This window comes from Clostridium sediminicola, from assembly GCF_050402865.1.
Classification (GTDB): Bacteria; Bacillota; Clostridia; order Clostridiales; family Clostridiaceae; genus Clostridium_AF; species Clostridium_AF sediminicola.
Map to the genome: position 1 here is coordinate 24,548 of NZ_BAABMF010000031.1, position 8,699 is coordinate 33,246.

Consider the following 8,699-nt stretch of genomic DNA (forward strand, 5'->3'; position numbering starts at 1 on the left):
GTGCTTACACTCCTATTTCTCTAAAGGTATTATTGTTCCAGCATTCATTATTCCGTTTGGATCAAATGCTTTCTTTAATGTTTCAAGAATATAATAAGATGATTCATATTCTTCTTTGATAAAGTGAGTTCTGTGTTTTCCTACTCCATGATGATGAACCATAGAACCACCATATCTTAATGTTTCTTCTACAATTATGTCTTGAATTGGATTATGGTATTTATCCATTTCTTCTTCTGGCTTACAATCAACAAGATTATAATAATATACAAAGTACAAGTTTGTTCCATTAGCATAACTATGAGAAGAGTGTCCACCTACTAAAGTCATGTCTGGGATTTCATTTCTTATTCTTTCTACTGCAGATTTATAAATGTCATGAATATTGCTCCAAGTACCTGAAATTTCAGTAGTGAATCCCATATTATTAGTCTCGACTATTTCCACTCTTTCTTCAGCAACTTTTGCTGGGTCCCAGTTTAAGTTTTCAAACCATACTTTAATTAGTTTATCATCAACTCTCTTACACTCTTCATGTTTCTCAATAATTTCTTTAATAGCATTTCCTGTAGCTTCTGCTATAGCTTTTGGTCCTTCAGCTGTGAAGATAAGTACACATTTGCTATTAGCCCAGTGGAAGTGGTAATCAGCATCGTCTGGATCATACAAACGAGCAACAGATGGTTTGTACCCCTCTACCATAACCTCACGTAAAACTTCAAAACCAGTTTCCATATTATCTAAAGTATACCCATAGAATAATATATTTTCTGGACGATACTTAAATATTTTAACTGTAACTTCTGTTATATAGCAAAGAGCTCCTTCATTCCCGATGATTATATGTCTTATATCTGGCCCACAGGCACGTCTTGATACATTTTTGATTCTAGTAATTTGTCCATTAGGAAAAACTGCTTCAAGTCCAACTACCATGTCTTCAATTGCACCGTATAAAGTTGAGAATTGTCCAATACTTCTAGTTGCAACAAGTCCACCAAATTGTGCAAGAGGTTTTGATTGTGGAGAATGTCCTGTTGTTAATCCTTCTTTACGTAATTTTTCTTCAAGAACTTCTAGTGGAACACCACATTGTACAGTTGCTTGCATATTATACTTGTCTATTTTTATTATTTCGTTCATTTCAGAACCATCTACAACAACTGAATTTTCAACAGCAGTTTCTAATCCACCTTCTGTTGCAGATGCACCAGTTCTTGGTACAACATTTATTTTATTTTCATTCATATATTTTAAAATTTGTGATACTTCTTCTGTACTTCTTACTTTTACAACAGCTGCAGGGATTGGCATTTCAAAAATATCATATATATCTTGTAATTTTCTAAAACGGTCATGACTACTTCTCTTTAAAACTTCTTTGTCAGTTATAACTCTCTCTTCAGTTAGAATTCTTTTTAAATCTTCTACAATTTGTTCTCTACTTAAAACCATAATTTACACTCCACCTTCCATAATCTAAATTAATAATGATAATTGATATATAAAATGAATTTAGCTAAATTTCTATATATGATAACATTCAATTCTCAAATTTTTACACAAAAAAAAGAGAGAAAAGTAACCTTCCAATTGGAAGTTACTTTTCTCTCTGCTCTAGTAACTACCTATAGTATACAATTTATAATGAAATAAGTCAATGAATTTTCATCATTTTGTATAAATTCATTTATTTAGATAATATGTTATAAATTACTCGAAAATAGGATAAGAATTTTTTAACACTTCGTCAGTATGAATAGTGATATTCTTATATACTTCTTCGTTCATTCTATTATATAGTTCAGTATTATCTTTATTAGGATAGAATACATCTCTTACCTTTACCATTTTTTCAATAGCTTCTTCATAGTCTTTGTACACTCCTATTGCTACTGCAACGCAAATTGCTGATCCTAAACTTGCTGAACCATTCACAACATTTCTCCTAGCTTCTAATCCAAATACGTCTGCAAATATTTGCATAAACAAATCACTATTCGAACCCCCACCAGAAACAGCTATATTCTCTAGTTCTATTCCTAATTCACCACACATTGCATCAACATGATTTTTCATAGTCAAAGCAATTCCTTCTAAAATAGAACGATACATATGAGCTCTTTTGTGACGTCCATCAAAGCCTATCATTAAACCTTTTTTGTAAGGTTCGCTTGGTGACGCCAACCAATCTAGAATTGTCATTAACCCATCACTACCTGCTAGAACATCTGAAGCTTCTCTGTTTAATAATTCTTCTGGAGGTATCCCTTGTTCTTCTGCTTTTTTTACAATATCATCACCTAATAGGTCTTTGAACCAACTAACTGTCCACATACCTCTTCTGATTCCAAAGCTTTCGTATAGATAATTGTTAGGAGTTGAGGCAAAGTTAGTCCAAAAATTACTTGTTCCCTTTGGATTATCATGTCCATGAATCATAGAAGCTATGTATGTACCTAAAGAAACTAGTGCAGTTTTTTCTGATAAAACACCTGCTCCTAAAGCTTCAACTGCTTTGTCGTTAGCTGTTGCCACAACTGGAATACCAGCTGGTATTCCCGTAGCCTTAAACACACTTTCAGTTACATGACCCAAAATAGACCCTGGCATTTGTAAATTAAAAAGCATATCTCTTCTAATATTAAATTTATTGAACTCTTCATCATCTTCAAGCCATTGCCATGTATCCGTATCCATTGGCCATACCCCTTGGTAATTTGCTGCTGTATCATTAAATTCTCCAGTAAACCTATGAGTAATGTAACCTGATGTAGTAGTAACATATGCCACTTCTGGATTATCTTCCTCATGAGGTCTAGAAACTCTTGCATCCATCCAACTCATAGCAGGTTGTGCCAAAGTTCCATCTACTTTTAATAAACATCTACAAAAACGAATAGTACATAATCCTAAACCAACTATATCTTCAACATTTCCTGGGAAACGTTCCATAGCTTCTTTACTAGCAACTACAATTGAATCCCACAAATCATCATCAGGGTGCTCTACAACTGTTGGTTCTGCTAAATGCATAGGCTTTAGTTTCTGCTTGCCTTCGCAAATAATATTTCCTTCAAGGTCAAAAATTACAACTTTTGAACTTTGGGAGCCACCATCAACACCAATAATATATTTTTTTGTCATCATACTTCAACAACCTTTCTGTTAAATGTGTACTGTACACTGTTTTATCTCACTAAGTAACCACCATCAACAGCTAATATATGACCATTGACATAATCAGAAGCTCTGCTTGCTAAGAATACTGTAGTTCCCATTAAGTCCATTGTTTCTCCCCAACGGTCAGCAGCAATATGATCAAGTACTCTTTGATTTGTTTCTGGATTACTTCTTGTCTTTAACGTTATATCCGTTGCATAATAGCCTGGTGCAATACCATTTACTTGAATGTTATATTGCCCTAGTTCATCACAATACGCCTTTGTGAATCCTGCAAGTCCATGTTTAGTTGCTGCATATGCTGGAGACCATTGTCCACCAAGGAAAGAGAACAACGAACAAATATTTATAATTTTTCCACTTCTTTGTGGAATCATATATTTAGCTGCTTCATGGCTTAATTCAAAAGCTGCAGTTAAGTTAACACTTATCATTGGGTCCCATTCATCTCTTCCAAATTCTAGTACAGAAGCAATTTTACAAATACCTGCGCTATTTACTAGTATATCTACTGAGCCAAAAGTTTCTACACAACCTTCAATTATTCTCTTAGGTGCGTCCTTCTCTGTTATGTCAACTTTCATAAATTCCATTTTAACGCCTTCATTTTCAATTAACTCTTTCGTTGTTCCATCATCCTCCATAATGCTTGGAACAAATATATTAGCTCCACCTTTTGCTAAAGCTAAAGCAAAAGCCTGTCCTAAACCAGTATTTCCACCCGTTACAATTGCATTTTTACCTTTTAAAGAAAAGAAATCCATTGAAAAGTCTGTAATATTCATTTTGTTACCTCCTCTTTTTATACTTTTTATATCTTTTTTTATATTAATATGTTTTAATACAAAATGTTTCCATGCAACCAAAAAAAATAGAGAAAAGTATACTCCCGCTAGGAAGTTACTTTCCTCTATACTCTAGTAACTAAGTTAAGTATATAATCGTTTTCATTCATTGTCAATAGTTTTTTTCCTATTCGTAAATATTTTCTGATGATTTCTGAATATTAAGCTTCTAGTTCTGAATACAATTAAGGACTTTATTTTTATAATATAATGCTGTATAATATGACGTAATATTATAAATATTCCATAAAAAAGATTATAGGAGGATACCATGGCCGGAAAGTTTTTGGAATCATTAGAAGAAAACCCTATTGTAGCTTGTGTTAAAAATGATGAAGGATTGAATAAAGTAATTGAGTCTGAATGTACTATTGTTTTTATACTTTACGGAAATATTGTAAACATAGGCGATATAGTTAAGAAGGTGAAAGATTCTAACAAACTAGCCTTTATACATGTAGACTTGTTAGAAGGATCTTCTCATAAAGATGTTGTTATTGATTTTGTAAAAAAGCACACTGAAGCTGATGGCATTATTAGTACTAAAGCACATATGATTAAATCAGCAAAAACACATGGTATTTATGCGATACATAGGTTTTTCCTTGTTGATTCAATGTCTTTTCACAATCTAACTAAGCTAATTGCTCAATCTCAACCTGATTGTATTGAAATTTTACCAGGTTGTATGCCAAAAGTAATTGGATGGGTAATGGATAAGGTTAAAGTACCTGTAATTGCTGGTGGGTTAGTTTGTGACAAAGAAGATGCTATTGCTGCATTAAATGCAGGTGCAACTGCTATTTCTACAACTAATACGGATGTTTGGACAATGTAATCCTTTATTAATCTAAAATACTTCAACTCAGCATTTATGCTGGGTTGTTTTTATATCAATATTAAGCTCTTTAATTTCAATATGTTTGAACATTTACAATCCATATAAGTCTCTCAATTTTGAGTTTTCTTAAATCAATTTACTACATAATTAAATAAATATTTCTCTATTAATATAATACTGTATAAAATATAATATTAATATATTTATAAATAACGAACAAGTTTACATTTTATAATTTTAAGTTATAACTAATTTACCTACTATTAAGATTATTTAAAAAGTAAGCTTTCCGCAAATTTTAGGAGAGATAATATGGTAAAAAAATTTAAATATGTAGCACCCAAAAATGGTTATCCTGAATGGAACAACAATCCTGAAATTTTTCAAGTCAATAGAATGAAAGCCCATGCTTCACTTATGCCTTATGATTCAATTGATGAAGCTTTAGAGGGTAATGCAAAGAAATCTAAGCATTATATGTGTTTGAACGGACAATGGAAATTTAGTTATTCGGATGACATCGAAAAAAGAAATAAAGAATTTTACAATGAAGATTTTAATACAAGTAAATGGAATGAAATAAAAGTACCTTCTCATTGGCAATTAGAAGGATACGGTATTCCTCAATATACTAATGTTACTTATCCGTGGGTCGGGCACGAAAATTTAAAACCGCCTTATGCACCAATAAAATATAATTCAGTAGGTCAATATGTTAAAAATTTTGAAGTTCCAAGTAATTGGCATGGTAACCCTATTCATATAAGCTTTCAAGGAGTTGAATCGGCTTTTTATCTTTGGATTAATGGAGAATTTGTAGGATTTGGTCAAGATAGTTTTACGCCATCTGAATTTGATTTAACACCTTACTTGAAAAAAGGTAAAAATAAATTAGCTGTTGAGGTTTATAGATGGAGCGACGCAAGTTGGTTGGAAGACCAGGATTTTTGGAGAATGAGCGGGATTTTTAGAGATGTTTATCTGTATTCTACTGCTGATTTCCATATCTATGACTTCTTTGCACTTACAACTTTAGATGACAACTATGAAAATGGAGAAATAAAAATAGATGTAGAAGTAGAAAACTATTTTGAAAACGATTGTGATAACTTAGTTTTTGAAGCAATGCTTTATGACAAAAAAAATAATATGATTTTTGATGAAACTTTAATTTATGATTTAGATATAGGTAATATAGACACTATTAATTTTAAGGTATCAAAGAAGGTTGATGCACCAAAAAAATGGAGTGCTGAAATACCAAACTTATACACATTAGTATTATCTCTAAAAGTAGATGGCAAAATAATTGAAACTATAAGCTCAAAAGTTGGTTTTAGAAAATTTGAATTAAAAGATGGACTTATGCTTATTAATGGTAAAAGAATAGTCTTCAAAGGCGTAAATAGACATGAATTTTCTTGTGCTAAGGGTAGATCCATTGGATATAATGAAATGCTCCAAGATATCTTGCTTATGAAGCAATATAATATAAACTCAGTGAGAACATCACACTATCCTAATCAGCCTTTATGGTATGATTTATGTGATAAATATGGATTATACGTTATTGATGAAAATAATTTAGAAACTCATGGGTCCTGGGAATATGGCCAGATTGGACTATGCGAAACAGTACCAGGAAACAAAAAAGAATGGACTCCTGCTCTATTAGATAGATGTAATTCTATGGTAGAACGAGATAAAAACCACCCTTCAATAGTCATTTGGTCCTTAGGTAATGAATCTTTCGGAGGAGATAATTTTTTAAAAATGTATAATTTTATAAAGGAGAAAGATTCTTCAAGGCTAGTACACTATGAAGGCATTTTTCACTATAGAGAATCAGAAGCATGTACAGATATTGAAAGCACAATGTATACTACTCCAGATTACAATGAAAATTACGCATTAAAAAATGTAAAGAAACCATTTATTCTTTGCGAATATGCTCATGCAATGGGTAACTCCTGCGGTAATCTATACAAATATACCGAACAATTTGACAAATATCCTGTTCTCCAAGGTGGATTTATCTGGGATTGGATAGATCAGGCTATAAAAACACAAACTGAAGATGGTATTGAGTACATGGCATATGGTGGGGATTTTGGAGATACACCTAATGACGGCAACTTCTGCGGAAATGGATTAATATTTGCTGATAGAAAAGTAAGCCCTAAGATTTATGAAGTAAAAAAGTGCTATCAAAATATAGCTTTTAAAGAGGAAGATATTTTAAATCTAAAAATAAATGTAAAAAACAAATTTCTTTTTACAAATTTAAATAACTTCAACTTTATATGGAGTATAGCAAATAATGGACTTGAAATAGCTAATGGACATGTTTTAATGGAATTGGAACCTTTAAGTGAAAAAGTAATCCAAATTCCATATAGCTTTGATAAAAAAGTAAAAACTACAGATGAATATGTTCTAACGATAAGTTGTTCTATGAAAAAAGCTACAATTTGGTGTAAAAGTGGTCATGAAATAGCTTTTGAGCAATTTATATTACCTACTATAAAAATTAAAGATGAAGTTAAGAAAAACGATGTCATCGAAGATAAAGCATTAATATTAGTTGAAGAGAATAACCTATTAATAGTTAGTGGAGAAGATTTTACAGTTAAATATAGTACTGCAACAGGAGATTTAATATCTTATTATGCAAAGGGATTAGAACTAATTAAAGAAGCTCCCAAAGTTAATTTCTGGAGAGCATCAATTGATAATGATAAAGGAAATAACCTTCCGCAAAGATGTGCTATTTGGAAAAATGAGGGTAGTAACAGAGAACTTATAGCACTATCAGTTAAGGATTCTGAAGAAAAAGTAATCATAATTTCTGAATACTTTCTTAAAGGAACTAGTTCATTCATAAAAGTAAAAAATATTATTGATATTAAAGGAAAAATTAAAATTTCGTTATCTCTAACTCCTGGTAACGAACTTCCTGAGATCCCTGAGATTGGCATGATGTTTATATTAGACAAAACATATTCAAATCTAAAATGGTATGGTAGAGGACCTCATGAAAGCTATTGGGATAAGAAAACCGGTGCAAAAATTGGTATATATAAAGGAAAAGTTGAAAATCAATTCGTACAATATTTAGCACCACAAGAATGTGGAAATAAAGTTGATGTTCGATACATGGAAGTAAAAGATGATAATAATAGAGGTATAGTGTTTAGTGGTGAGTCTACTTTAGAGATTAATGCCCTCCCTTATACACCTCATGAATTAGAAAAATATGATCACCCTTATAAACTTCCTAAAATAGATAAAGTTGTAGTACGAGTGAATTACAAGCAAATGGGTGTAGGAGGAGACGATAGCTGGCAAGCTAAAACTCATCCAGATTTCACACTTTATGCAAATAGAAACTATGAATACTCGTTTACAATAGATAGTGTTTTGAAATAAATGTAAAGCTAGATTATACTAAATAAGAAAAACCCATTAGAATCACTTGCTCTAATGGGCTCATTTAATTTCCTTTATGATAAATCTACCTTTTATCTACTTTTCTTTTAAAGTTTGGAATTCCTAATGCTATTGCTAGTATTCCAAACACAATCATTAACATTGAATATATACTATATGGAACTAATTCAACTGGAGATAATTTTGCTAATCCTGCTGCAACTAATATTTGTCCACCATAAGGAACTATTCCTTGAAATGCTGATGCAAAAATATCAAGTAAACTTGCTGTTCTTCTTGGATCTATATCATATTCCTTTGTTATGTCTTTTGCCAAAGGACCAGCTGATACTATTGCAATAGTGTTATTTGCTGTTGATATATCGATTAAACTTGCAAGT

At 31.5% G+C, this 8,699-nt stretch carries 6 protein-coding genes; 2 read left to right on the top strand and 4 right to left on the bottom strand.

Going from position 1 to position 8,699, the window contains the following annotated elements; all coding sequences use genetic code 11:
- Nucleotides 1–12: 12 nt before the first annotated feature.
- From ACQ3F0_RS25085 to ACQ3F0_RS25095, 3 genes are all read right to left on the bottom strand, one after another.
- Nucleotides 13–1,455 (bottom strand): FAD-binding oxidoreductase, encoded by a 1,443-nt coding sequence (locus tag ACQ3F0_RS25085; protein WP_428868539.1) that lies wholly within the window; start codon nt 1,453–1,455, stop codon nt 13–15.
- 258 nt (nt 1,456–1,713) lie between these two features.
- Nucleotides 1,714–3,150, bottom strand: coding sequence for an FGGY-family carbohydrate kinase (locus ACQ3F0_RS25090; protein WP_428868540.1), 1,437 nt, complete (start codon nt 3,148–3,150; stop codon nt 1,714–1,716).
- Nucleotides 3,151–3,191: 41 nt separating this feature from the next.
- Complete coding sequence (locus ACQ3F0_RS25095) at nt 3,192–3,968, bottom strand: SDR family oxidoreductase (protein ID WP_428868541.1); 777 nt, start codon at nt 3,966–3,968, stop codon at nt 3,192–3,194.
- Between the two features lie 331 nt (nt 3,969–4,299).
- Here ACQ3F0_RS25095 and ACQ3F0_RS25100 point away from each other — a divergent pair, with 331 nt between their 5' ends.
- Complete coding sequence (locus ACQ3F0_RS25100; RefSeq protein WP_428868542.1) at nt 4,300–4,866, top strand: glycerol-3-phosphate responsive antiterminator; 567 nt, start codon at nt 4,300–4,302, stop codon at nt 4,864–4,866.
- A 315-nt stretch (nt 4,867–5,181) separates the two neighbouring features.
- Nucleotides 5,182–8,298 (top strand): beta-galactosidase, LacZ type, encoded by a 3,117-nt coding sequence (gene lacZ / locus ACQ3F0_RS25105; protein ID WP_428868543.1) that lies wholly within the window; start codon nt 5,182–5,184, stop codon nt 8,296–8,298.
- A gap of 85 nt (nt 8,299–8,383) precedes the next feature.
- Here the strand turns inward: lacZ and ACQ3F0_RS25110 are convergent.
- Nucleotides 8,384–8,699, bottom strand: a 316-nt coding sequence (locus tag ACQ3F0_RS25110; RefSeq protein WP_428868544.1) for a Na+/H+ antiporter NhaC family protein, incomplete at its 5' end; no start/stop codon positions are given.